This is a genomic window from Leptospira inadai serovar Lyme str. 10, from assembly GCF_000243675.2.
Lineage (GTDB): Bacteria > Spirochaetota > Leptospiria > Leptospirales > Leptospiraceae > Leptospira_B > Leptospira_B inadai.
In genome coordinates, this window is the sequence record NZ_AHMM02000015.1 from 600,884 (window position 1) to 623,623 (window position 22,740).

Annotated in this window: 21 protein-coding genes; 14 read left to right on the plus strand and 7 right to left on the minus strand. The window is 46.3% G+C overall.

Features of this window, described 5'->3' with window-relative positions:
- The first annotated feature begins 29 nt into the window (after positions 1 to 29).
- A complete protein-coding gene (locus LEP1GSC047_RS06555) occupies positions 30 to 1,028 on the plus strand; it encodes an adenosine kinase (protein WP_010411497.1) in 999 nt (332 codons plus the stop codon).
- Between the two features lie 46 nt (positions 1,029 to 1,074).
- Here the strand turns inward: LEP1GSC047_RS06555 and LEP1GSC047_RS06560 are convergent, their stop codons facing one another.
- From LEP1GSC047_RS06560 to LEP1GSC047_RS06575, 4 genes are read right to left on the minus strand one after another with little or no spacing between them, the layout of a single operon-like run.
- Positions 1,075 to 2,346, minus strand: coding sequence for an LIC11270 family surface protein (locus LEP1GSC047_RS06560; protein ID WP_010411495.1), 1,272 nt, complete (start codon positions 2,344 to 2,346; stop codon positions 1,075 to 1,077).
- Positions 2,343 to 3,164 carry a hypothetical protein gene (locus LEP1GSC047_RS06565; RefSeq protein WP_010411491.1) on the minus strand — a complete coding sequence of 274 codons (822 nt, stop codon included), beginning with the start codon at positions 3,162 to 3,164 and terminating at the stop codon, positions 2,343 to 2,345. The genes LEP1GSC047_RS06560 and LEP1GSC047_RS06565 overlap by 4 nt, the downstream gene beginning before the upstream one ends.
- Positions 3,161 to 3,994: a tRNA pseudouridine(38-40) synthase TruA gene (truA, locus tag LEP1GSC047_RS06570; protein ID WP_010411488.1), complete on the minus strand. Its 834-nt coding sequence runs from the start codon at positions 3,992 to 3,994 to the stop codon at positions 3,161 to 3,163. The genes LEP1GSC047_RS06565 and truA overlap by 4 nt, the downstream gene beginning before the upstream one ends.
- A 45-nt stretch (positions 3,995 to 4,039) precedes the next feature.
- Positions 4,040 to 4,921: a DUF2225 domain-containing protein gene (locus tag LEP1GSC047_RS06575; RefSeq protein ID WP_010411485.1), complete on the minus strand. Its 882-nt coding sequence runs from the start codon at positions 4,919 to 4,921 to the stop codon at positions 4,040 to 4,042.
- Between the two features lie 137 nt (positions 4,922 to 5,058).
- Between LEP1GSC047_RS06575 and LEP1GSC047_RS06580 the strand changes: the two genes are divergently transcribed.
- The 7 genes from LEP1GSC047_RS06580 to omp85 (LEP1GSC047_RS06615) all read left to right on the plus strand — a co-directional run bounded on the left by LEP1GSC047_RS06580 (position 5,059) and on the right by omp85 (LEP1GSC047_RS06615) (position 13,603).
- Positions 5,059 to 6,171 (plus strand): LIC11274 family protein, encoded by a 1,113-nt coding sequence (locus LEP1GSC047_RS06580; RefSeq protein WP_010411483.1) that lies wholly within the window; start codon positions 5,059 to 5,061, stop codon positions 6,169 to 6,171.
- Positions 6,172 to 6,358: 187 nt separating this feature from the next.
- Positions 6,359 to 7,156 carry a lysophospholipid acyltransferase family protein gene (locus tag LEP1GSC047_RS06585; protein WP_010411480.1) on the plus strand — a complete coding sequence of 266 codons (798 nt, stop codon included), beginning with the start codon at positions 6,359 to 6,361 and terminating at the stop codon, positions 7,154 to 7,156.
- Positions 7,153 to 8,628 (plus strand): acetyl-CoA carboxylase biotin carboxylase subunit, encoded by a 1,476-nt coding sequence (locus LEP1GSC047_RS06590; protein WP_020988421.1) that lies wholly within the window; start codon positions 7,153 to 7,155, stop codon positions 8,626 to 8,628. The genes LEP1GSC047_RS06585 and LEP1GSC047_RS06590 overlap by 4 nt, the downstream gene beginning before the upstream one ends.
- On the plus strand, positions 8,625 to 9,110 hold the full coding sequence (locus LEP1GSC047_RS06595) for an acyl-CoA carboxylase biotin carboxyl carrier protein subunit (protein ID WP_020988482.1): 486 nt from the start codon (positions 8,625 to 8,627) through the stop codon (positions 9,108 to 9,110). The genes LEP1GSC047_RS06590 and LEP1GSC047_RS06595 overlap by 4 nt, the downstream gene beginning before the upstream one ends.
- A gap of 499 nt (positions 9,111 to 9,609) precedes the next feature.
- Positions 9,610 to 11,130, plus strand: coding sequence for an Omp85 family outer membrane protein (gene omp85 / locus LEP1GSC047_RS06605; RefSeq protein ID WP_010411470.1), 1,521 nt, complete (start codon positions 9,610 to 9,612; stop codon positions 11,128 to 11,130).
- Positions 11,131 to 11,143: 13 nt separating this feature from the next.
- Complete coding sequence (gene lsa25 / locus LEP1GSC047_RS06610) at positions 11,144 to 11,839, plus strand: surface adhesin Lsa25 (RefSeq protein ID WP_020988338.1); 696 nt, start codon at positions 11,144 to 11,146, stop codon at positions 11,837 to 11,839.
- A 225-nt stretch (positions 11,840 to 12,064) separates the two neighbouring features.
- The gene (gene omp85 / locus LEP1GSC047_RS06615) at positions 12,065 to 13,603 is read left to right on the plus strand and encodes an Omp85 family outer membrane protein (protein ID WP_020988422.1); all 1,539 of its coding nucleotides are present in this window, start codon (positions 12,065 to 12,067) and stop codon (positions 13,601 to 13,603) included.
- A 32-nt stretch (positions 13,604 to 13,635) separates the two neighbouring features.
- Here omp85 (LEP1GSC047_RS06615) and nadB read toward each other — a convergent pair whose 3' ends face one another.
- Together nadB and LEP1GSC047_RS06625 are read right to left on the minus strand one after the other, a co-directional pair.
- Positions 13,636 to 15,237 carry an L-aspartate oxidase gene (nadB, locus tag LEP1GSC047_RS06620; protein ID WP_010411464.1) on the minus strand — a complete coding sequence of 534 codons (1,602 nt, stop codon included), beginning with the start codon at positions 15,235 to 15,237 and terminating at the stop codon, positions 13,636 to 13,638.
- Positions 15,238 to 15,293: 56 nt separating this feature from the next.
- Positions 15,294 to 17,117 (minus strand): S41 family peptidase, encoded by a 1,824-nt coding sequence (locus LEP1GSC047_RS06625; RefSeq protein WP_020988526.1) that lies wholly within the window; start codon positions 17,115 to 17,117, stop codon positions 15,294 to 15,296.
- Between the two features lie 124 nt (positions 17,118 to 17,241).
- Between LEP1GSC047_RS06625 and LEP1GSC047_RS06630 the strand changes: the two genes are divergently transcribed.
- Positions 17,242 to 18,159: a hypothetical protein gene (locus tag LEP1GSC047_RS06630; protein WP_010411457.1), complete on the plus strand. Its 918-nt coding sequence runs from the start codon at positions 17,242 to 17,244 to the stop codon at positions 18,157 to 18,159.
- On the opposite strand, the gene LEP1GSC047_RS06635 is transcribed toward LEP1GSC047_RS06630, so the two are convergent.
- Positions 18,110 to 18,865 (minus strand): pyridoxine 5'-phosphate synthase, encoded by a 756-nt coding sequence (locus LEP1GSC047_RS06635; RefSeq protein WP_010411452.1) that lies wholly within the window; start codon positions 18,863 to 18,865, stop codon positions 18,110 to 18,112. The two genes, LEP1GSC047_RS06630 and LEP1GSC047_RS06635, sit on opposite strands and share 50 nt — an antisense overlap.
- A 111-nt stretch (positions 18,866 to 18,976) precedes the next feature.
- On the opposite strand from LEP1GSC047_RS06635, the gene LEP1GSC047_RS06640 reads away from it, so the two are divergent.
- From LEP1GSC047_RS06640 to LEP1GSC047_RS06660, 5 genes are read left to right on the plus strand one after another with little or no spacing between them, the layout of a single operon-like run.
- Complete coding sequence (locus LEP1GSC047_RS06640) at positions 18,977 to 19,432, plus strand: TIGR02300 family protein (RefSeq protein WP_010411448.1); 456 nt, start codon at positions 18,977 to 18,979, stop codon at positions 19,430 to 19,432.
- A gap of 20 nt (positions 19,433 to 19,452) precedes the next feature.
- Positions 19,453 to 20,328 (plus strand): tRNA (adenosine(37)-N6)-dimethylallyltransferase MiaA, encoded by an 876-nt coding sequence (gene miaA / locus LEP1GSC047_RS06645; protein ID WP_052580637.1) that lies wholly within the window; start codon positions 19,453 to 19,455, stop codon positions 20,326 to 20,328.
- 14 nt (positions 20,329 to 20,342) lie between these two features.
- The gene (gene hfq / locus LEP1GSC047_RS06650; protein ID WP_010411443.1) at positions 20,343 to 20,594 is read left to right on the plus strand and encodes an RNA chaperone Hfq; all 252 of its coding nucleotides are present in this window, start codon (positions 20,343 to 20,345) and stop codon (positions 20,592 to 20,594) included.
- Entirely contained in the window at positions 20,595 to 21,473 is an 879-nt protein-coding gene (locus tag LEP1GSC047_RS06655; RefSeq protein ID WP_010411440.1) for a hypothetical protein, read from the plus strand.
- A 2-nt stretch (positions 21,474 to 21,475) separates the two neighbouring features.
- A complete protein-coding gene (locus tag LEP1GSC047_RS06660) occupies positions 21,476 to 22,537 on the plus strand; it encodes a mannose-1-phosphate guanylyltransferase (protein WP_010411437.1) in 1,062 nt (353 codons plus the stop codon).
- Positions 22,538 to 22,740 lie beyond the last annotated feature (203 nt).

Sequence of the window (22,740 nt, forward strand, 5' to 3'; positions counted from 1 at the left end):
TTACTTTTATAATAGTTTAGGAGATTTTCATGAAACATTACGACGTATTCGGAATCGGAAACGCATTAGTCGATATTTTAGTATTAACCGATGATCCTTTTCTGAAGGATTTAGGTTGGACCAAAGGAATCATGACGTTGGTGGATTCCCTAACGCAGGGGAAGGTCTTGACGGCTCTCGACGGACATAAGAAGGAATTGCGTTCCGGCGGAAGCGCGGCAAATACGATGATCGCCTTGGCAAACTCCGGCGGAACCGGAACCTATACCGGAAAAGTCAGCGAAGATACGTACGGCGAATTCTATAAACAAGATATGGAAAATGCCGGGATTCTATTCGAAGTTCCTCCGGTAACGAACGGGCATACCGGTACTTGCGTAATTTTAACGACTCCGGACGCCGAAAGAACGATGCTTACCCATTTGGGGATCTCGTCCACATTAACGAAGCAAGATATCGATCTCACTAGATTGAAAGCTTCTTCCTATAGCTACTTGGAAGGGTATCTTTGGGATGTTCCTTCCACAAAGGAAGCTTGTATTTTAACGATGGAAGAATCCAAAAAAGCGGGAGTCAAAGTCGCTTTTACCTACAGCGATCCGTTTTGCGTGAATCGCTCCCGGGAAGATTTTATTAAATTAACTAAAGAATATTGTGATGTAGTTTTTTGTAATGTAGACGAGGTAAAGGCTTTGGCCGGTTCGGAATCGAAAGAAGAGGCTCTTAAATTCGTAGCATCCCTTTGTCCTACGGTTTTTATGACGGACAGTTCCAACGGAGCGTTCGTATCCGAACAGGGATCGATACGTCATGTCGGAGGTTTTCCCGCTCAGAATTTATTGGATACTACCGGCGCAGGAGATAGTTTCGCTGCGGGTGCCCTATATGGTCTTACGCACGGATTTTCCCTGGAAAGGTCGACAAAATGGGGAAACTACGTGGCATCGCGAATCGTTCAGGAAATCGGACCCCGTCTAACCGTTCGATTGATGGGAAGACAAGAGGAAATCCTGGGGAACGTTTCCTAACGAGGCATCCGACGGTAGAGAAAAGACTTTGCGAATCGGCGAGATATTACGGACAGTTTAAGGAAACCGCCATAGTATTTCCGTTCCCGTTAGGAGGAACGGAAAAGGTGGTCTGGCGTACGATCGTATCCGGAAAACCGTCGACTCTCGCAATGTCTCCTAGGCAAACGAGCTGGTATTGTCCTGGCATGATGTATTTGATCGGCGTAGCCCCCGAAAGAGCCGGAGATGCGATCAAAGGTAGTTTTTTCAACAGGTTGATTTCGGTGTCTCGGAAAATTCCATAATAGTGGTACGTGGAACCGCTTCCTCCGTTGATCAGCAATCGGGAGGCGGAACTAGGGTAAATGGTTCGGGAACGGAGTAGTAAATTTCCGCCGATATCCGTTTGACCTTGGTGATCCACATTCCAATCGCTGACCGCAACCAAGGTTCCCGCATTCGATCCGTCTAACGCAGCGAACGAGTGAACCATTAAGTTTTCCTTAAGATTCATCCTCACTTCGAAGATATAGGGTTCATAACCGGGGCGGAATTCCATGTCGCCGTTGCCCATGGGTCCTCCTTCGTCGCCGCCCATAGAATAGAGTAAGGGGAAAATCAGCGGAGTGGTGGATTTTGTCAATGCACCGGGAACATAGGCCATTCTTGGAACGATATTGAAGCCGCCGATCGGATAGTTATCGAAAAAGGTGATCGTAGTCAGATCCACATTCGGAATATTTCCCCAGGCGGTGACCATGCTTCTTAGGAAGACTCCCGTGTAATAATATTGACTAGGGTTGCCTTGGCTAGTCCCCTCCGTCGGATCATTCGAGTCGTACTGAGCCCCGTCTCCGTTCAATAATTGCTGCATTTTAAATTCGCCGTTTTGCGATCTGCATGTATTGGAATTCAGGGTATACGGAACGGTGCAAAAGACTTCGCGGTTCGGCGCGATAAAATCCCAAAAAGCTTTCGATTGCTTTGTCGTCGTAATTTGGGAAAGATTCCCCAGCCCTTGTTGGTACTTGGATGAGATCCTGATTTCTCCGATATCGATAAAAATCGGTAAGTTCTTTGCCAGGGGAAGGCCGGTAAGATTGAATGCAGGATCACCGGGTACATCATCCTGGTACAAGGCTCCCGTTCCGCCGTTGTATTGCGAAAAATCCTGAGGATTATCGGTCGCATAGGTGGCTTTTAAAAGAAGAAGCATTCTATTATTAAAAAGAGAACTTACGACGGGCGCTCCGGTAAGATTTCCTTTCCAGTCGCCTTGGCGACAAGCCGCAAGCATGAGGCCGAGCAAAATGGTCGTTAAGATTTTAGGATTCATAAGAACATACTCACCATAAGACCGAAGTTGAAAAATTCCGTATTTACCGTATGATAATAATTGGGATTCGTAAGTCGAGAATCTTCCGTAGGTCCAATGTACGGATATTTGGTCGCACTGGGAGGTTCCAAGTCTGTCTCGAATATTTTATAATAATCCACTCGAATTCCGATTCGAATTTTTTTTCCTGCGATGAAGCTGGCCTCAAAGCCTGCATACAAAGTTTTATCCCAGCGAGACGTGTTTGCTGGACGAGCGACTACATAGGTTTCTCCAGCTCCGGCTTTTACGAGGAAATTGATGGGAATTTCAAACGGAAGCTTATAAACCAATGCACCATAGGTTGGAATGGTCGTAAGAGCACGTTCCGACCTTGATAGATAATTGGCGTAGGAAGCGCCGAATTCCAGATAAAAGATCCAAGGCCAGGGTATCCTAAAAAATAAACCGGCCCCCAGAGTCGTATTTAATATTTGTTGGGATTTGCTTCCGGGGAAGGGGTTAGCGGCGCCGAGCCAAAAGCCGATCTCCGGTTTCCGATTATCATAAAAGCTGGGGAGGTCCTCTGCTTCCTCGTCTTCTCCCTCTTTGTCGTCGTTCTTTTTCCCGGACCGGGTCAGTCCCGAGGACGGAAGATTTCCGCCTTGGGCGACTAATTCCCCGTTTCGAAAGCTATTTCCTATCTTCGGTAAGTTCCAAGTTCCAGGTATGCTGGATCCGCCTAAAAAGTTCAGAGCCCGTTTACTTAGCCCATCAGGAACAGCCAAGACACCGGTCCAAGGAAAAAATAAAAAGGCAATCGGGAGAAATTTTTTCAACGTGAAATTCCCCCAAGAGTATCCCGATCGACATACAGTGAATCAATTTGAGGAAAGGAATCGTAATACGCTCGAATAAAATATAATCCGTAAGGTGGAAGAGTAATTCCGGCTATCGTTCGATCTTTTGAGGATAGGATTTCCAATATATTCGTCTCTTTGCGCTTTCCTGTCGCGATCTCTAATAACGTGCCCGTTAGAATACGGATCATATTATGGAGAAAGCCATTTGCCTTAATCCGGAAGCGATACAATCCCGGTTCCTCTGGGCTCTCTTTTAAACTCGTATCATAAATGACCCGAATCGTAGTCTTTCGGTTCCTCATGGAAGTGGCCTTGGCCAGACTACGGAAATCATGCTCGCCTTTTAATAGTTCCAGTTCTTGCCGTAACCGGGAAACGTCAATCCGATGTTGGTACCAAAACACTCGGTTTTTCCAAATAGGTCGGGGAATTTTAGAGTTTAAAAGCAGGTATTCGTATTCTCTAGCCGTACAGGAAAATTGGGAATTGAAGTTTTCCGGAACTGGACTGATTCCTAGGAGGGACAGACCTGGGTCGGTGAGTGCATTCAGTCCGAGTAGGAAGCGAGATAATTCTCGGATCTTGGATTTCGTTTTGAAATTTACGATCATTCCCCGGGCATGAACCCCGGTGTCAGTCCGCCCCGCTCCGTAGATGCGCGTGGGTTTCCCTAAAAGAATCGCTAGAGCTTTCTCTATTTCGTTCTGAATCGTAGGTGTTTGCCTTTGAGTTTGGTAACCGTAAAAGCATCCACCGTCGTATTCTAGAAGGAGAGCGTAATTGCCGGGCTCGTCCATTTCATTCATGTTTCGGAAACCGCGGGAGAGTTCGACGGAACGGGAGGGAAAGGGTTATTTCTCTCCTCCCATCTCATCGATGATCTTGTTATACTCATCGTACAATTCTTTTGCCATATCGATGATTACCGACGGTTTGGATTTAGAAGCTTTCCCGGAACCGTACAGTCTAGAAAGAGTTCGTTTGGCTCGAACCAGCAGATTCAGTTTGGACTGAGGATCCGAAGCCAATTCGTCTTTGAATTTCATCGTAAGGTATGCGGAAAGATAAATGACCCCGTCAAACCCCCAGTTTTTATCCGTATCGGGACCTAACAAATAAGAAGCTGCATCTACCGGCTCGGAACCGGATTGCATGATTTCCATCGTTTCCGTATACCAACCGGCGGCTTTCTGGTAGAGGAGGTCCCGAATCCTATCGAATCCGATTTCGGGAAATTCGGCATGCATGTCGTCGAAGTACCAGGCTCCACGCACCGCGCAGACGGCTTTTTTGGGCGTCGGGGCAACGTTTACTTTTCTGCTTTGATAGCATTCGATCGCCAATAAGTAGGATGCCGTTCCTAAAACTAGATTTCTGTCCTGGTAAAAATCAAGAGGACCGAAGATTAGTTCGATATTCTTTCTGCGGGTTTCCGCACTTTCTCTTAGTTTTGTGTTTTCATCAATGTCTAAAGAGGACCAGTCTTTGGGGAATGCGGTGTACAGGCATCTAGGACAAACATTGAGAACATAGTCGTTCGGACTAACCCGGCCGAATTTTTTGTTCTTTTCGTAGAGGCGACGTAATTCCTGGGTAAGTCGACCGGCAATTAGGCGCCCGCCACCTTGAAACATGCTCTCCCGTTGGTGAACTTCGTTGCATACGGGGCAAACGGTGTCTTCCTTATTGCGGAAGGAGATTTTCTTACCTTGTGCTAGTGCGATTGCTGTCATTAGTTAGAGAATTTCCGGAAAAATCCAGCCGGAAGCGTCAATTCTCACCGTATTCTAACCGATAGACTAAGAAGAAAAGCACGATTTTCGGGTTGAACCCGGTCTCTTATGGGAGATAGTAAAGAAAAGGTCCGCCAATGAAGAAACTACTCGTTTTCACGATCGCGATGTTTATCGCGCCCGCAATCCTCCACGGCGAAGCCGTTTCGATGAAGGCATATAAGAAACGGGTCGAGCTCCTTACCTACTTACGGGAGATAGAGCCGATCGTCCGGAATTATCCGGGCGAGCCAAAAACGCCCCAGAACCAGCAAGGTCAGGCTGCGCCGCAATCGGAAGGGGATCGAATCGGGAAATACAAAGAGTTGAAGCGTCTGTACCAAGAGGGATTGCTCTACTACTTTGAAGGGAATCACGTAAATTCCTATCGTCGTTTCTTGGAAGCGCAATTGGGAATGGAACTTCTGCTGGAAGAAATTTCCCAAGCATATGTGGAAAGAACCGAAGAAATATTGAAAACGGCGATTGAACGAAAAAACCAAAACAATCCGCAGGACAAGGCTCTTGTAGATATCGCAGTCGAATACGGACAGGGGAGTTATATTCGCGCGGATATGAAGGAAAATCGCGAAGCACCTCATTTCCGGAGAATGTACAACCCACGCGAGTATCATTACGTAACCAATAAATACACGATTGAAAAGAATATGGAACTAGGTTATCAATTTTTGGGAGAAGCGAAAGAAACCAGAAATAACGCGCTAAAAATCGAGAAGCAATTGGAAAAACACCAAAAGCTTCAACCTAGCCATCGCAAATATCGGATCGAATATTACTTAGGAGCCATCAATCTCTGCCGGGATGCAAGAGCCAATGCGGTCAATATCTTTAAATTGAAGTATCCGTATGATAATTACTTTATTCAAAGATCCGATGCTAAGACGGAAGAGCTGAAAAACGAATACGGGGAAATCACTCCCGCGGAAGTCGTTTCAATCGAAGGAATTACCTACGATTTCACGCAGAATCCTCTAGTCCGTATGGATGCAAAAATGAGCCCCGTATTTGATAAACGAATTCCGGATGAATACCGCAGGGATGCGGTGGATATTCTTGGCAGGGTGTATGACGACGAGATCAGTAGTCGTTTGTATCTGAGATGGGATGCCGAAAAGAGAAAAGCTCTCGTTGGAGATAAACTTCCTCCGGGGAAAACGAAAGCAACCCAACCCGCGAACCCGAATAAGTAAGCGTCTTGGTCTAAGGAACTTCTCGAGTAGTTCTTTTCCAAATTTCGAAGTTCGTTCTGAATGCCGTTCGTTAAAGGAACGGCATTCCTATTTATTACCGTTTCATTCGTTTCGTAATAAAAGAGAGTCGGTTACGCTTACAGAAAGTACTTTCCAGACGGCGTCCTCTCCGAGAGCATAGCCATGCATGAGTCCATTCAAGTTTTTGGAAAGTCGACTGGGTAGATTCTCGAAGGAATACCAGAAACTCGTTTTACGAACCTATCTGATTACGGTCCGATTGGTATTAACCACCGCTTTACCTTCCATGATTAAAGGAATTTATTATTCTCTGATCGGGAATCGTTCCAAGCAATATATTTCTTTTTTGAAAGGTTCGGCTCTGTGGGGTGAGTCCGTCCGTAAGATGACGAAAACGAAACTGATTCTTACGAACGAGATTGCGATTCCGCAAACCGGACATATGATTTTTTTAAATCATGTGAATGAGATCGATTTCCCGTACGATTGCCTGGTGGTGAATAAACCTTATCTTGCGAATCAGGTGATTAAGAAAACTCTAGTAGCGTATTGGTGGATGAAGGCCATGGGTTCTCAGGTATTCGAGACGTCCAAGGCGACTACGATTGCAGTCTCCGTTCGAAAACTACTGAAAGGTTTAGATACGACTTCGTACATCGTGTATCCGGAAGGCCATAATACGTATTCGGAGACGATCCAACCGTTAGTGAAGGGAATGGTCAAGATCGCTTTCGAAAATCGAATTCCGGTCGTTTTGGTTCTCAAATCCGGGATCGCCCGGTATCAAACGGATCCGATGAACGTAACGGTGGGTTATAAGTATGTCGGGAGATTCGAGCCGAACGGTTTTGCAACCTGGGAAGCGTTTAGAGAATCCTTGCAAGAAGTTATGATTCAGGAGAAGGCCCTTCTGGATCAACAGATCGGAACACAAAGAGAGCCCGAACCGGTAAAGCCAAAGTGATCCACACATTGCTCATTGCGAACCGGGGTGAGATTTCTCTTCGGATCCAAAGGACCTGCAAACGACTCGGAATTAAAACCGTCGCAGTTTTTTCGGATGCGGATGAAAATTCTCCCTTCGTTCGACAAGCCGATCTTGCCTATCATCTAGGCGCTTCCGAGCCCTCTAAATCGTACCTCTCAATCCCATCGGTCTTAAAGGCGGTCAAGGAAACCGGCGCAAATGCCGTGCATCCGGGTTACGGATTTCTTTCGGAACGAACCGAATTTGCTCTCGCACTCGCTAAGGAAGGAATCTTATTTTTAGGTCCTCGTCCCGAGAGCGTGGATTTGATGGGAGATAAGATTCGTTCCAGGGAAGCGATGGTGCTCGCCGGAATTCCGGTTGTTCCGGGATATAATGGGAATTCGCAGGATCCAAAATTATTAATAAGCGAAGCCAAAAAAATTGGGTTTCCGGTGATGATTAAGGCGAGCGCCGGCGGCGGCGGAAAAGGAATGAAGAGAGTGTATTCCGAATCGGAATTTTACCATTCTCTTGAATCCGCTCAGAGAGAAGCGAAGAACGCATTCGGGGATGCCCGAGTATTTTTGGAAAAATACATTACCAATCCGCGTCATATAGAAGTGCAGGTTTTCGGGGATTCCAAAGGCAACGTTCTCCATCTGTTCGAAAGGGAATGTTCCATCCAACGTAGACACCAGAAAGTCATTGAGGAATCACCTGCTCCGAATTTGGATCGGAATTTGCGGGACAAGATCTGCGAGGTCGCCGTTAAGGCGGCGGAGTCCATCGGTTATCTCGGCGCAGGCACGGTGGAGTTCATCCTCGGCGAGGACGGAAATTTTTATTTTCTGGAAATGAACACAAGACTTCAGGTGGAACACCCGATTACCGAGATCGTAACCGGATACGATCTAGTCGAGTGGCAGATACGCATCGCCGAAGGAAAAACCTTACCCGAACTCTTAAAGGGCTCCAAACCGAATCAGACAGGGCATGCCATCGAAGCTAGGGTCTATGCGGAAGATCCGGAGAATGAATTTCTTCCCTCGATTGGAAAGATCGAATTTGCTTCCTTTCCGGAAGGACAAAATATTCGCGTGGATAGCGGGGTCGTTACCGGTTCGGAAGTATCCTTATATTATGATCCTATGTTGGCGAAAGTAATCGGATCGGGCAAGAGTAGGGAAGATGCCCGAAAAAATCTGATCAGTGCGCTGGAAAATACGGTAGTGTTCGGGCCTATTACGAATGTTCCGTATCTGAAAGGGATTTTGGTTCATCCTGAATTCGCAAATGGACATACCCATACTCATTTTCTGGAACAATACTCGATATCCGTCGGCGAGAACGGGGAAGAGAAGGATGCTTTAGAAAAAGTCGCCTCCCTACTTGCCGCTCGGAGAAAAAAAGCGCCGTCTATCTGGGAGGCATTGGGCTCGAGGGATTTATGGGAAGTGAATTCGTGAGTAACTTATACAGAATTCGCTGGAAGGAAACGGAGTACCTTCTCGATTTGGGAGAGTCTTCGTCTTCCGCAAGAGTCTTTGATCCTCGATCCGGCTGGGAAACCCTGCTTTCCCATTATTCTTGGACAAGAGAGACGGAAGGGACTTTTTCGCTTCCCGACGGCTCTATCGCGTTGGTTTCCGGCGCGAAAATTTTCATCCATACTAGAGGACGCAGTTTTCAGTTTTTCTTGAAGGGGAAAGAAACTAGCGGAGTCGATGCTGCGCAAAACGAAATTAAAAGCCCGATGCCTGGAAAGCTAATTAAAGTCGAAGTAAAACCTGGCGATTCCGTAAAGAAGGGGCAGGTACTTGCCGTCGTCGAGGCAATGAAAATGGAGCACGCTTTAAAGGCGGGCGCAGACGCCGAGGTCCAGGAATTGAAAGCATCTCCAGGCGAACTAGTAGCCCAGGATCAGATAATTTTAATACTGAATTCGTAATCCTTTTTCCAATTTTCGGAATCGCCATTCAGATTGCCTTCCATAGCAGGTGCCGCTCGGAACGTTAGTCGCTCCAACGGGAAGTATTTCCGCCGAATCAATTTCGAAGCGAAAAAGAAACCCAAGTATTGTTCTCGAACGCTTCTATCCTTTCGCAAGCATTCATTGCTCTTATTACGGTGCGAATTTTTTTAGGAATGCGTTTAAACATTCGTTCATTTCTTACATCGTCTCGGACTCTTAGTATCGAAAGAGAAGAAGGACGTTTATTTCGATCTCGAATTATGAGATATAAAACATGTTTTTGGTGCAGAGCTTAAACTTTCTTCTTGTTCAAGATTACAATTCTATTTCGAACGATTGTACGGACTCGAATCTAGAAAATTTGTGAAAGACCCACTTAAACCAGCAACGGTTCCCCGTTTTCCAGGAATAAATTTGACATGGCTTCTTACCCAACTATAACTTGCGAAATCGTATTTTATTACCTGGGCTCTGAATGAAGAATTTTCTTGTTTGTCTTGCTTTAATCGGACTGATCACCTTTGGATTCGCTGAACCGATATCCGCGCAGAATATCATCGGCGGATGCGAAAAGCCCGAGGCCCGTAAGGATCTCCCGTTTCCAATTAGCCAACAGAGGCAACTCTGTAAGAAGGATTTAATAAAAAAGAAGGAGGGTTGGTTTCCGACCGGGCTCCCGCTTCTAAATTCGGATCCGAATAGCGGCGTGGGATACGGTGTACGTATCTTCGCTTATAATAATGGAAAGAGAGAAGATCCGTTTTTCGAATACACGCCGTATAAATTTCGTATCTATGCTCAGTACTTTAACACGACCAAGAATCGACAATACCAAGACGTCGCATTCGACGCGCCGTACGTTTTTGGAACTCAGTGGAGGTTAAGAGGCGAGGGCGTATACGATGCAAACCCGAATACTTTATTCTTCGGCGTCGGGGAATCCTCGCTTCAAAATTTAAGTTCTCACGATCGTAACCAACCGGGTTCGCAATTGGATACGAACCAAACGTTCACGCAGCAGCAACAAAATCTCGCTTATACTAGACCGGGAGGTCCCGGTGATCCAGTCGCCTTAGGTGGAGGAACGTATAGCGGTTTTCCCGCGCAGAACGGATTTAGGGTTTCCGACGGGCAGTACAATCGATACAATATCATTTCTCCGACGGCGAACTTAAGCGCGGAGCATTCTTACTTAGGCGGAACGGTTAGGCTTGTTACGGGAGCTAGGTTTTCGCAGAACATCGTTCGTACGTTTGACGGGACGCAAGTAAAGGGGAACGACCCGATTTTGGACGGATGGCCTATCAATTCGGGTGGGTTGGTCTATAACGGTGTGACAAAGTTGACGCAAGATCAGCAAGCAGGTAAGATTTTAGGGTACCACGGCGGAAATGTGAATTCTATTCGTTTGGGTTTAGTGTATGATACTCGCGATTTGGAACCTGATCCCAACCAGGGTGTTTTCATGGAGGCGACCTATGAAAGAGCGACCAAAACGATGGGATCCGATTACAATTATTCGAAATATTTCGCTCAGGCTAAATTCTTCTATAGCCCGTTCCCGAAAGTTTTTGATAAACTCGTATTGGCGGGCCGGGGAGGTTTCTCGCTTACCGAAGGCGACGTTCCCTTTTTCGAGTATAGAAATATGTGGGGAACGGAAGGTGTGATTTCCGGTCTTGGGGGCCGCACGACTCTTCGCGGTTATAAACAAGATCGATTTGTGGGTCGTACGATGGGTTGGGGAAACTTGGAGATTCGATATAAATTCGCGGAATTTTCGATATGGGGGCAGCACTTCGCCTTCAATATCGTTCCCTTCTTCGACTTCGGCCGCATTTGGGACGACGAACATAAGATCGGCACCCAGGGATATAAATATTCCAGGGGAACGGGACTCCGGATTGCCTGGAACCAAACTACGATTATCATGATCGATTACGCTGTTTCTCGAGAAGATAAACAACTTTTTATAAACTTTAATCATGCATTTTAATAGAGTATTATTTATGAAGAACCAGTTAACCATTTTCTTTTCATCGATCCTTCAATGTACCCTCGTTCTTTCGATTTCGTTTTTTGCAATCGCAAACTGCGAACAAAAAAAGGATAAGGAGACTCAAGGTTTCTTGAATGAGGACGCAAGCGTATTGTTGGCCGGTGCGTTATTCTTCAGCACGTATCGATCTAACGGGGACGGAACGATCACGGATTCTTCCATCGGGTTGACTTGGAAAATTTGTTCCCAGGGACAGACCTATGTTGCCACGTCGGGGGGTTATAGCTGCGAAGGAGGCGGTCTTATAAACAACGGATGGGGCGCCGTTCAATTGCAGTACTGTAATCTAAACAACGATGCCTGTAACGCGGTAAGTTTACCCAAAGCGTTAGTTCCGGTTTCCCAGATCGGGGTGGCCGGTAGTTCGGAGGCTTATACTAGTTGTTCGGGAGATAGGACAGGGGGATATTCGAACTGGCGAGTGGCGAGTTATACGGAGCTAAAATTGCTAAGTTCCTCGAGTCGCGCCGAGATGCTGTTGAAGTTTCCCGACACGATAGAAGATCTGTATTGGAGTTCCTGGGCCAACGAACAGGACCCTTCCAATCAAACTGCTCGAGCCGTTTCATTTGCGAGAGATAAATTCGGAACGGACAATGCATCCAACAAAACTAATCGTTATTATATCCGCTGTGTTCGCCCCTGACCGCTATTCGTTTAATAACGAAGGATGGATCGAGTTATTTATATTTTTATAAAATTCTAAAATGCTTGCTGATTCGATTCGTTCTTTGCGAGGCTTATCTCCGTTCGCGTCGCTCTCCGAGTTAGTCGGTCTTGTTATGAGAATGCGAGTATTTGGTCACGATTTATATTTGACAATTTTAAAAAATTGCGTATCTATCTTATGAATTTGAAAATGTGGGAATCAATGAGCCGCTCCAGGAAGATTCGAAATATCGGAGATCTTGCTTGCCTGCTTACTCTTTTGTACGCGTTCGAATCCGTTCGAGCGGAAGCACCTCCTCCGACCGGAGGTTGCGAAAAACCGACACCCCGATCGAATCTACCGTTTCCGATGGACCCGAGCAAACAGTTATGTAAAAAGGATCTGGATCAAAAAAAAGAAGGTTGGTATCCGACCGGCTTGCCTCTGATTAACTCGGATCCGAACGAAGGGATAGGCTACGGAGTTCGAGCGTACGCATATAACAACGGGAAAAAGAGCGACCCTTTATTCGACTACACTCCGTATCGAGTCCGTTTCTTTGCGCAGTATTTTGATACGAATAAGAATGCCCAATATCACCAGCTCAGTTTGGACATGCCGTTTATTGCAAATACGCAATGGAGATTGAGGGCGGATGCATTTTTGACGATCACTCCGACCACTTTATATTTCGGAATCGGACAGGATTCCATGAAAAATCTAAGTTATCATGATCGAAATCAGCCTGGGGGAAACCTGAACACGAACGCGACGTACCAGGATCAGTCTCAGAATCTAGATTACTGGCGTCCCGGAGGTCCTCAGGATCCCGTTCGGTACGGGAATAACACCTATGCCGGAATTCCTAGTCACCCGGGCTTTGTGGTTACCGACCGTATGTACAACCGCTACCAGATTCAAACTCCTATGATTAACCTAAGCACCGAGCGATCCTATGTCGGGGGAACCGTTCGTCTGGTCGCGGGAATTAAGGCTTCCGATAATATCGTTCATACTTTCGACGGTAAGTTCGTACAAGGTCATGACCCTTTGCTCGGAGGGGATCCTTTAAACTATGGTGCCAAAGTTCCGAACGGTAAAACTAGACTCACACAAGATCAGGAAGCGGGAAAAATTTTGGGATACGCGGGCGGCTTTGTGAATACGCTCAGAATCGGACTAGTGTATGATACTCGAGATTTCGAACCCGACCCGAACAGCGGAGTTTTTCTGGAAGGAACGTACGAAAAGTCCAGTAAGGCGATCGGCTCGGATTTCGATTTCCAGAAATATTTCGCGCAGGGTAAGTTCTTTTATAGTCCATTTCCGAAAGTTTTCGATAAGCTCGTTTTCGCCAGCCGTTTCGGAATGGGATTAACGGACGGGAATACTCCATTTTTTGAATATAGGAATCTGTGGGGAACGGAAGGAGTCATCGGAGGCTTGGGAGGTTTGCGGACCTTACGCGGATACAAACAGGATCGATTCGTGGGCAGGGTAATGGGTTGGGGGAACTTGGAAATTCGTTGGAAATTCGGGGAAGCCTCCGTTGGAAGCGAATACTTTGCCTTTAATATCGTTCCATTCTTCGATTTCGGGCGGGTTTGGGACGACGAGCACAAGATCGGAACTCAAGGGTATAAATATTCCGAAGGGTTAGGTTTGCGTATCGCTTGGAATCAGGCTACGATTATCATGATCGACTATGCAAAATCAAGGGAAGACGAACAGCTTTTCGTGAATTTTAGCCATGTCTTTTAATAAGGCTTATTTATTAAAAGAATTAGAATCGCCTATTCCCGCAGAACGGTATCGTCCCGCAATATGGTGTCGTGACGGGAAGGGGCGCGATTTTCGGGATAATCCGTGGAATAGTGCAATCCACGACTTTCCTTTCGAGAAAGGGCAGCCCTTATAATCAACTCTCCGACTAAAACCAAGTTTCTCAATTCCAGTAAAGGGGCGGTAATAATCGTCCGCTTGTAATAGTCTCGGACTTCCGAAAATATCAAATCCATTCTTCTGAGAGCTCTTTCCAGACGAAGGTTGGATCGGACTATTCCGACGTAATTCGACATCGTATTCTTAATTTCTAATAGATCATGGGAAATTAAGACCCATTCTTCGGTGTTTACCAACCCTTCCTTATTCCAAGCGGGAATCTGATCGTGTTCGGGCAGGAAAGTAGGAGGATTTCGTTCCACGTCCTGTGCGATACGATTCGAAAAAACGAGGCATTCCAATAAACTGTTGGATGCTAGACGATTCCCGCCATGAACTCCCGTGCAGGCCACCTCGCCTGCGGCATATAAATTCTCGATATTCGTTTTTCCGTGTAGGTCGGTCGCGACTCCGCCGCACATAAAATGCGCGGCAGGGACCACCGGAATCGGTTGGGAAGTGATATCGATCCCTAATTCCATGCATTTTTCGTAAATGGAAGGGAAGGCCGCCTTGATTTCCGAGGCCGGCTTGTGCGAAATATCCAGCCAGACATGGGGATCTCCCGAGCGTTTCATTTCCGCGTCGATCGCCCTAGCTACTATATCGCGGGTCGCCAAGTCGGCCATCGGGTGATACTTTTTCATGAACGGCTCCCCGTCCATAGTCAACAAGATCCCGCCCTTTCCGCGAACCGCCTCCGAAATGAGAAACGAATCGCCTTTTTCGTGATAAAGCGAAGTAGGGTGGAACTGGTAGAATTCCATATTCTTAATTATGGCACCGGCGCGATAAGAACACGCAACGCCGTCGCCCGTCGCAATTTTCGGATTCGTAGTATGAGAATAAACCTGTCCGGCTCCTCCGCTTGCGAGAACGGTTCGCTTAGCAAGAATCGGAATCACTTCTCCGGTATGATTGGAAAGTACGTACGCCCCGAAACAGATAAGTCCTTTTCTCTTGAGATGATGGGGTGTGATCAAATCCACCAATGTATGATATTCTAAAATTCGAATTCTCGGATTTTGTTTAACGTTTTCTAATAGAGTTTTCTCTATTTCCCGCCCGGTCCGATCGTGGGCGTGAACGATTCGATTTGTTCCATGTCCGCCTTCTCGATGGAGATCGAAACCTCCCTGGGCGTCCAAGTTAAACGGAACGCCGTAGTCTAGCAATTCGCGGACGAGGGCCGGACCTTCCTGGACGAGAATATGAACCGCTTCCGGATCGCAAAGTCCCGCTCCGGATTCCAGCGTATCCCGCACATGATCCTCGAACTTATCGCCTTCCGCAAAGACGGAGGCGATTCCTCCCTGGGCATAATTGGTGTTCGATTCATAATCGGATTTTTTGGTGATGATCGTCACTTCTCCAAAGGGAGAAAGTTTGAGAGCTTGAAAAAGTCCGGTAATCCCGGTCCCGATGATAAGGAAATCGGTACGAATTCTAGGCATGGATAAATCCCCGGATTGCGCTATAGAACGAATGTCGTTCCATAGCGCTTTATATATTATTTACGTTTGTTGGCTCCAGTATTCATGAGAGCCTCGACGTAATCGATGGACCGAATCAATTGGTAATCCGGTTTAATCGGGTCATTCTTATGTTCTTGGATGAACTTTTCGGCCTTGCCGTTAGCTTTGACCCAAGCTTCCAATTTCTTCACATCGAAGTGGCTCTTTTCTTCCGCGGCGGAAGGTAATTCCGGAAGGTGATTCCACATGTTTTCCTCGCGATAATGGAACGGAAAGCTTCCGTCCTCTTCCGCGGAAACCTCTACATCCGGTTTTACTCCGACTACCTGAATCGTATTTCCGGACGGGGCGTAGTACCGAGACTGCGTTAATTTTATGTAGTAGGCTCCGTTACCCGGCAGTTCCTGCAACTTCTGAACCGTAGCCTTTCCGAAAGAACGTTCGCCTAAAATCAATCCTCGTCCATGGTGTTTCAAGGCGGATGCGACGATCTCGGAGGCGGAGGCGGACTTGGCGTTAATCAACACCGCGACCGGAAGATCGGTTAAGTCCCTGTTCTTCGCGTTCGAGTCTTCGGGACTTCGGTTCGGGCTCTTAACGGAAACTATGAGTCCATTTGTGATGAACATATCCGCTAAGTCGATAGCCAGGTCCAAATATCCTCCCGGATTATTTCGCAGGTCCAGAACCAAAGCTTTTAATTTAGTTCCTTTGGCCTGGGCTTGTTTTTCCAGGTCCTTAAAGTGAATTACGAACTCCTTATCCACGGAAGGATCCGACTTAACAAAGCCCGTTAATTTAATATAACCGATCTGATTATGGCCTTCAATCAACTTACTTGCAATATTCTTAATTTCGATGGTATCTCGTACGACGTCTATATTCAACGTGCCGGAGGTTCCCTTGCGTCGGATCGTCAAGCTGACGGTGGAGCCTTTCTTCCCCTTGATTCGCTCGACAACCTTATCCAGGATCATTCCTTTTACCGATTTTCCGTCGACGGCAAGAATCACATCACCTGCGCGAACACCCGCGTTGACGGCGGGTCTGCCTTCGAGCGGATTTTCCACCACGACTTCCTTATTTCCGCCTCCGCTTAAAATCGCACCGATGCCTTCGAAGCTCCCGTCTTCTATCTTCGCCATGGATTCTTCCCAAACGGCTTTTAGAAATACCTGGCTATGCGGATCGAGAGATGATAAATATCCGTTAGCTGCAGCTAGGTAAACGTCCTTGATGGAAAAGGGTTCCTTATCTTTCGTTTCTTCCGTTCCGAACGGATCCTTTAAGGGAGGAGTCGTATAATTTTGAAGATTCTTTTCAATGAAGGCTAGCACCCGATCGAAGTCTTTTTTCGAGAAATTCGTTTGCTCCCATTTTGCGGACAAAACGGCTTTTCTTACTTTTTCCCGTTCGACTAGCTTGATCACTTCTTCCCCGGAAAGTTTGGGCTTATTGGCCTCTTCTTTTAACTTTCGATCTCTGATTTTTTCGACTTCTTTGTAGTCGGGATCGAAAACGACAAACTTGTCTTCGGAGGATAATTTGAACGTTTTACCGGGAAAAATATCATCCGGCTCCTCGTATTTTTCCCGGTCCTTAAAATAGCTTTCGGGATAAAGATATAATGCATGCGGGAGCGCGAATAGAGCGAAGATCGCTGCGTCCTTGTATGCACGATTTTTATCTATGTTTTTATCGATATAACTTCGATCAACGGTCTTGACTACACTGTCAAAATCTTTAAGAGTGAAATCTGCGGTAGTCTTGGAGTGTCCAGAGGAAGGCTCGCAAAAGAAGATACTCGTACATAATACGACGGAGACGAAGGAGAAAGAGAGTGATCTCAGGCTTTTCAAATCGGTTCCTCTTGCCGGTCGGGTTATTTTCGAACATTTTCCACCTCGTACGGGGTCTGTCAATACATTCCCCCGAAAAGGCGATCTATCCTTCGACCGATCTACCATGAATGGACAAACATACGTGAATATCTTTCTCATTTTTCCGATCATTATTTTTCTCTTTTCGGGAACCTTTGGCTGTTCGTCTGTTTCCGTTCCGGGAGGCGGAAGATTCGGTTCCGAGTTAATCCAGGAGCAGGCGATCTTGGATTTTTATGGAACCGAAGAGGAAAGGATTTCCTCCTTGAAATTACTGCGATCCACCTGTCGTTCTATTCGAAGCGATCGAGGGCTTGCTTGCTATAATTTATCCGTTCTATATCAATCGTTGGGAGATTTGGACGGAGCGATAGAATATGCGATCCGCGCTAAATCGGCCAATCCTAAAGATCCGTTATATGCTGAATTGGCGTTTCAAACCGCCTTAGCAAAGGATAATCGGGAACGTTCCGATTTGGATCAGGGTGAAATTTCACTGATCTCCGCGATTCGGGCCTGTAAAGAAGGTCGGAAGGACGACGCGTACCTTTTTCTTGCTCCTCTGGTCGCCTCCGGGGAAATTTCCAAAGAATCCTTGAGCCGAGGATTGTTTGCGGATTGCGGGCTGGATAAATCCTTCATTGCCGAGGCAAAATCGAATTCGATAAAACCTTCGTTAGAATATTATAAAACGTTGGAAAAGAATCATCCCTTCCGGAAAATATGGGATCTATCGGGGGAATTCGGGAGAAACCAGAAAGAATCCTCCGCAAATAAAGCCACTCGCTCCTGGCAGGAACTGCGCAAGGCCCTCCCCTTGAGGGATATCGCTTCTGCGAAAAAGCATATCGTTTCCTTCAAACAAGGGCTGGAGGATTTATCGAGAGAAACTCCGGCTTCCAAACAGCTGGCACTTCACCTTAAAAAAGCCGCGTATTTGCTTTTGTCCGAGGATTCGAACTTCTCCACGTTTAAGGATTTGGCGAAAGAGCTTTCAGATAGGCCTGTACAGACTCAGTGATTCCCACCTCCAATGCGTAGGAAATCAACCTATGTCCTATGGAAACTTCCAAAAGACCGGGCAGCTTGGAAAAAAGAAGCAGATTGAATTGATCCAAATCGTGGCCGGCATTGATTCCGATTCCGGTAGCGAGGAGGGCTTCGGCGGCGGTTCGATACGCCTGGAAGGATTTTTCCCCTTCTTCCCGAGAAGAATCGAACGCCATTGCGAAGGGACCCGTATAAAATTCCACCCGGTCCGTACCGGTGTCCGAAGCGTACTTTAAATTTTCGAGATTTGTCTCCACGAACAAGGAAACTCGAATTTTTGCATCATGAAATTTCCGAATATAAGTTCCTAGCGCGTCCCCGTCTTTTTTTAGATCGAAACCGTGATCGGAAGTGATTTCCCCCGGAGTAACGGGGACTAACGTGACCTGGTCCGGTTTTGCTTCCAGGACCAAATCCAAGAATCGAGGAGACGGTTCTCCTTCCATATTATATTCTATTTTTCTGTTCTTGGATTGATTATACGAAATTAAGAAATTTTTAAGCAAAAACACGTCGGATTTCCGGATATGCCTTTCGTCTTCTCTGGGGTGAACCGTAATCCCGTGAGCTCCCGCGTCTAGAATCAATCTAGAAATATGCAAAATATCAGGATGGTTTCCTCCGCGAGAATTGCGAAGAGTTGCGACTTTATTTACGTTCACGCTCAGCTTGGTCATTTGCTTCCGTTTGGCCTCATTTCCTAATATCTAAAGGGAATCGGAAACTAGATTTCAAATAGGTTTTTCTGCTTGAATCCGGTTTTGTGTATTCCACGATGGTCAATTCCAATGGCAACCGCTAAGAAAACGGCTAAGAAAAAAGTGGCCCCTAAGAAGAAAGTTCCGGTAAAAAAACCGGCTCCGAAAAAGAAGGTCGCAGCAAAAAAGAAGGAAATCGCAGTTTCTGCAAAGCCTGCCGTATCATCCTCATCGTTCGCAAAGAGATCTTTTGCAGGAAGTAAAATTTCCGCAAATCCGTTGGGTAAAAAGTTCACCTGTCATACTTGTGGAACTAAATTTTACGATTTAAATAAGGAAGATAAGATCTGTCCAAAATGCGGTGCCGATCAAAATAAACGACCAGTAGTCAAAAGTCGGGCGGCCGCTCGGCCTCGTATCGAAGAGGAGGAATTTCTCGAGGATACGATCGTGGAAGACGATGCGGAAGTCGGTTTCGAAGACGAAGAAGCCATCGTGGAAGAACCTCTGGAAGAAGAGGAGGACGAAGAAGAGGAGGAGGAATAATCCGCTCCCAGTCTTCGATCATAATCCTGGCCGCGCCGACTGGCGCGGGTAAGACGGCTCTGGTCTCGGAATTGGACCCTTCTCGTTTCGAGATTCTTTCCTTTGATTCCCGGCAAATCTATCGAGAACTCCCGATCGGAACGGCTTCTCCGTCTCCGCAGGATCTGGAGAGAATTCGGCATCACCTAACGAATTTGATCTCTCCTGCCGAGAGGATCGATGCGGCTCAATATACGAACGTTGCGGAAAAGGCTTTGGATACGGTCGTCTCCAAAGGAAAGATTCCCGTACTGACCGCAGGTACGGGGTTTTATTTGAATGCATTTCTATTCGGAATGTTTGATGTTCCGAAGATTAGTCCGGAAGTTCGCGCTCGTGTAGAATCATTTCCGATGGAGGAAAAAACGAGATTGCTCCGCGAATTAGACCCGGTCGCGTTAGAAAGAATATTCCCGAATGATGATTATCGATATGGTAGAGCCTTGGAAGTTAATTTAATGGGAGTTCGATGGTCCGAATTAAAAATCAAAGAAGGATCGGGCGCCTTACATACTCGAAATTTGAATATTCTTCGAGGTTATTTTTTGGATTTAGATCGTAAGGAATTGTATCGCAGGATCGACGAACGGGCCCGGAAAATGATCTCGGGCGGAATGGCCGAGGAAGCTAAAAGAGTCGCCGACAAATACGGCGAGAGTTGTCCCGGGCTCTCGTCGCTTGGTTATAATTTCGCGCTTGAAAATATTAAAGGAAAGTCCAATCTTGAGACATTCTTAGGGAATTTAAGCCAATCCCACAGAAATTACGCCAAACGACAAATCACTTGGTTCAGGAAGCAAGCCTTCTTGACTCCCGTGAAACCGAGCGAAGCGTATAAAAATATACAAAATATATAAAACGGATAAAACCTATGTCTGCTAAAAACAATATCCAGGACCAACTCCTTAACACTGCAAGGAAGGAAAAATTGGAGCTCACCATCTACCTTCTGAATGGAGTTCCTTTAAAAGGAAAGGTTGTAAGTTTCGATAATTTTACAATCATCCTGGAGCAGGAAAATAAGCAGAGTTTAGTTTACAAACATGCGATTTCTACCATCATTCCTTCCAAAGTGATCAAACTATATACCGAAGAAGCGGCGAAGGAAACTCCTTCTGCCTAGATGATTCGATGGATTGGTAGAGCTTTTCTATTCCTCCTGTTAGGAGGAATCCTAGTCGGAATCGTCTATCCAATTTATATTATAGGGGACGGAGAAGTTCTCGTTTCCTGGTCATCCGACTCTCGAGTATCGTCCTTTATACGTGGGCCCGGGTTCGCTTACGAACCTCGGGTGTATTTATTCTGGGATCATAAAGTTCTAAAGGAAGAATTGCGTTCGCTTTCCGAAGAAGTGCAAATCTCCTACGATTTGTCCTCCGGCTTGTTTCCGAAAGATTCGGAAGAGGGGAGGATTTTGGCCAGGTTCGAGGTCGTTTTTTCCTTAGAGGGAGAAGGATCTAAAAAATGGTTTTCCGCCGGAGGAATCTCCGAATCCTCGAGGAAGAAATTTCTCTCGGGGATTTTCCTGTCTTTGCTCCGGTCTCGGATCGAAGACGAAAAAAATCTGAATCTCACAAAGGACGGACTCTCGAATTTTCTGAGAAAGGAGGCTTCTATCGGTGTTTCGAACCAATTACCCTGGCTCCGTGTCGAGTCGGTTCGGATCGTGGAGCTACAGGTTCCGGATCCGTTAGTGATTAATAACCTGTTAAGAAATCCGAATTACTTATTGGCCAAAAAACAGGAAAAATTGGATGCGCTAAAAAAAGCGGAACTCCTCTTGGTTCAAGAAGAGGCAAAGCTTTCCGCCGCAAAAAATCGTTGGGAAGCGTATCGAGACTTCTTAAAAAAGAATCCGGAAATGAAAGAGTTTGTACTGTACGAAAGCCTGGGAGATAAGGTCGAAGTAATCCTCCTTCCTGTGGACTCCATTCTCGGAGATCCGAAGGCTTTGGGGAAAAAGAAACAAACCGCTCGAAAACCCAAAGAAGTGGAGTAGAGATGAGTCAGGAAAAACCCGTAGTTTTAATTATGGCGGGGGGAAAAGGGGAGAGGTTTTGGCCTCGGTCCCGAATTTCCACGCCGAAGCAGCTTCAAAAAGTCTATTCTAAAAATACCTTACTTAAGGAAACCTTAAATCGGGCCTTAAGCATCACTAGCTTGGATCGGATCTTTATCGGGACTAATCCTAGCTTAAAGAAAGCGATCCTAGCCCAGGAACGGAATTTTCCGGAAAAGAATTTTATTATCGAGCCCGAAGGCAAAAATACGGCACCGATCATCGCCTTGGCCTCTCTCTATTTTAGGGAAATGTTCGGCGATCCGGTTCAGGTAGTTCTTTCCGCGGATGCTTGGGTCAGTTCCGATAAGGAATTTACCAAAACGATTCAAAAGGCGATTCCTGAAACGAAAGACCATTTGGTCCTGCTTGGAATCAAACCGAATCGCCCTGAAGTAGGATACGGTTATATTTCTTCCGGTAAACCTACCAAGCACGGATTCGAAGTGAAGGCGTTCTTCGAAAAGCCCGATGCGAAGACCGCATTGAAGTACATTAAAAAAACGAACTTCTATTGGAATCCCGGAATCTTCATTTGGAAAACCGGTTTGATTTTAGACGAGTTCTCTTCTTTAGCTCCTAGAATTTTAAAACCGCTTCAGGATCGTTTTCCCTTTAAGAAAGCCGGAGAGTTGGGCGAAGCGTTCCGATTACTTCCGTCGGAACCGGTCGATATCGCGATCATGGAAAAGAGTTCGAAGATTCGAATGGTGGAAGCGAGTTTCGGCTGGGACGATGTGGGCTCTTGGCTTTCGTTGGAGAGAGTGCTCCCGGGCGATTCGCAAGGAAATCGACATATCGGAAAGGATATTCTATTTTTCAAATCTTCGAATAACGTAACTCAGACTCGAAAAGAGTTCACTGCCTTACTCGGAGTTCAAAATTTAGTCGTAGTGGAAGAGGAAGATGTGCTGTTCATCGCTTCTAAAGAAGGTATCGGAGAAATCAAAACACTAGTGGCCGAGATCCGTAAAAATAAAGGTTTACAAAAGTATACCGAATAATTTGCTGACAGGGTAGGAAACCCATAGGAGCACCGAATGCCTTCCGGTAAAAAAAGAAAGCGAAGAAAGATCGCGACTCATAAAAGGAAGAAAAAGAGAAGACTTAACCGTCATAAGAAGAAAGGCAAATAGACCGGGACTGACCGGACTTTAAGATCGGGTTCCTCTTCCATCATAGGCGAGCCCCGGTCTCGCCGCCCACC

What these genes read in the sequence shown, in the direction of transcription:
- LEP1GSC047_RS06555 (WP_010411497.1), top strand. Translation starts at nt 30, where the DNA reads ATGAAACATTACGACGTATTCGGAATCGGAAACGCATTAGTCGATATT.
- LEP1GSC047_RS06560 (WP_010411495.1), bottom strand. Translation starts at nt 2,346, where the DNA reads ATGAATCCTAAAATCTTAACGACCATTTTGCTCGGCCTCATGCTTGCG.
- truA (WP_010411488.1), bottom strand. Translation starts at nt 3,994, where the DNA reads ATGAATGAAATGGACGAGCCCGGCAATTACGCTCTCCTTCTAGAATAC.
- LEP1GSC047_RS06575 (WP_010411485.1), bottom strand. Translation starts at nt 4,921, where the DNA reads ATGACAGCAATCGCACTAGCACAAGGTAAGAAAATCTCCTTCCGCAAT.
- LEP1GSC047_RS06580 (WP_010411483.1), top strand. Translation starts at nt 5,059, where the DNA reads ATGAAGAAACTACTCGTTTTCACGATCGCGATGTTTATCGCGCCCGCA.
- LEP1GSC047_RS06585 (WP_010411480.1), top strand. Translation starts at nt 6,359, where the DNA reads ATGAGTCCATTCAAGTTTTTGGAAAGTCGACTGGGTAGATTCTCGAAG.
- omp85 (WP_010411470.1), top strand. Translation starts at nt 9,610, where the DNA reads ATGAAGAATTTTCTTGTTTGTCTTGCTTTAATCGGACTGATCACCTTT.
- lsa25 (WP_020988338.1), top strand. Translation starts at nt 11,144, where the DNA reads ATGAAGAACCAGTTAACCATTTTCTTTTCATCGATCCTTCAATGTACC.
- omp85 (WP_020988422.1), top strand. Translation starts at nt 12,065, where the DNA reads ATGAGCCGCTCCAGGAAGATTCGAAATATCGGAGATCTTGCTTGCCTG.
- nadB (WP_010411464.1), bottom strand. Translation starts at nt 15,237, where the DNA reads ATGCCTAGAATTCGTACCGATTTCCTTATCATCGGGACCGGGATTACC.
- LEP1GSC047_RS06635 (WP_010411452.1), bottom strand. Translation starts at nt 18,865, where the DNA reads ATGACCAAGCTGAGCGTGAACGTAAATAAAGTCGCAACTCTTCGCAAT.
- LEP1GSC047_RS06640 (WP_010411448.1), top strand. Translation starts at nt 18,977, where the DNA reads ATGGCAACCGCTAAGAAAACGGCTAAGAAAAAAGTGGCCCCTAAGAAG.
- hfq (WP_010411443.1), top strand. Translation starts at nt 20,343, where the DNA reads ATGTCTGCTAAAAACAATATCCAGGACCAACTCCTTAACACTGCAAGG.
- LEP1GSC047_RS06655 (WP_010411440.1), top strand. Translation starts at nt 20,595, where the DNA reads ATGATTCGATGGATTGGTAGAGCTTTTCTATTCCTCCTGTTAGGAGGA.
- LEP1GSC047_RS06660 (WP_010411437.1), top strand. Translation starts at nt 21,476, where the DNA reads ATGAGTCAGGAAAAACCCGTAGTTTTAATTATGGCGGGGGGAAAAGGG.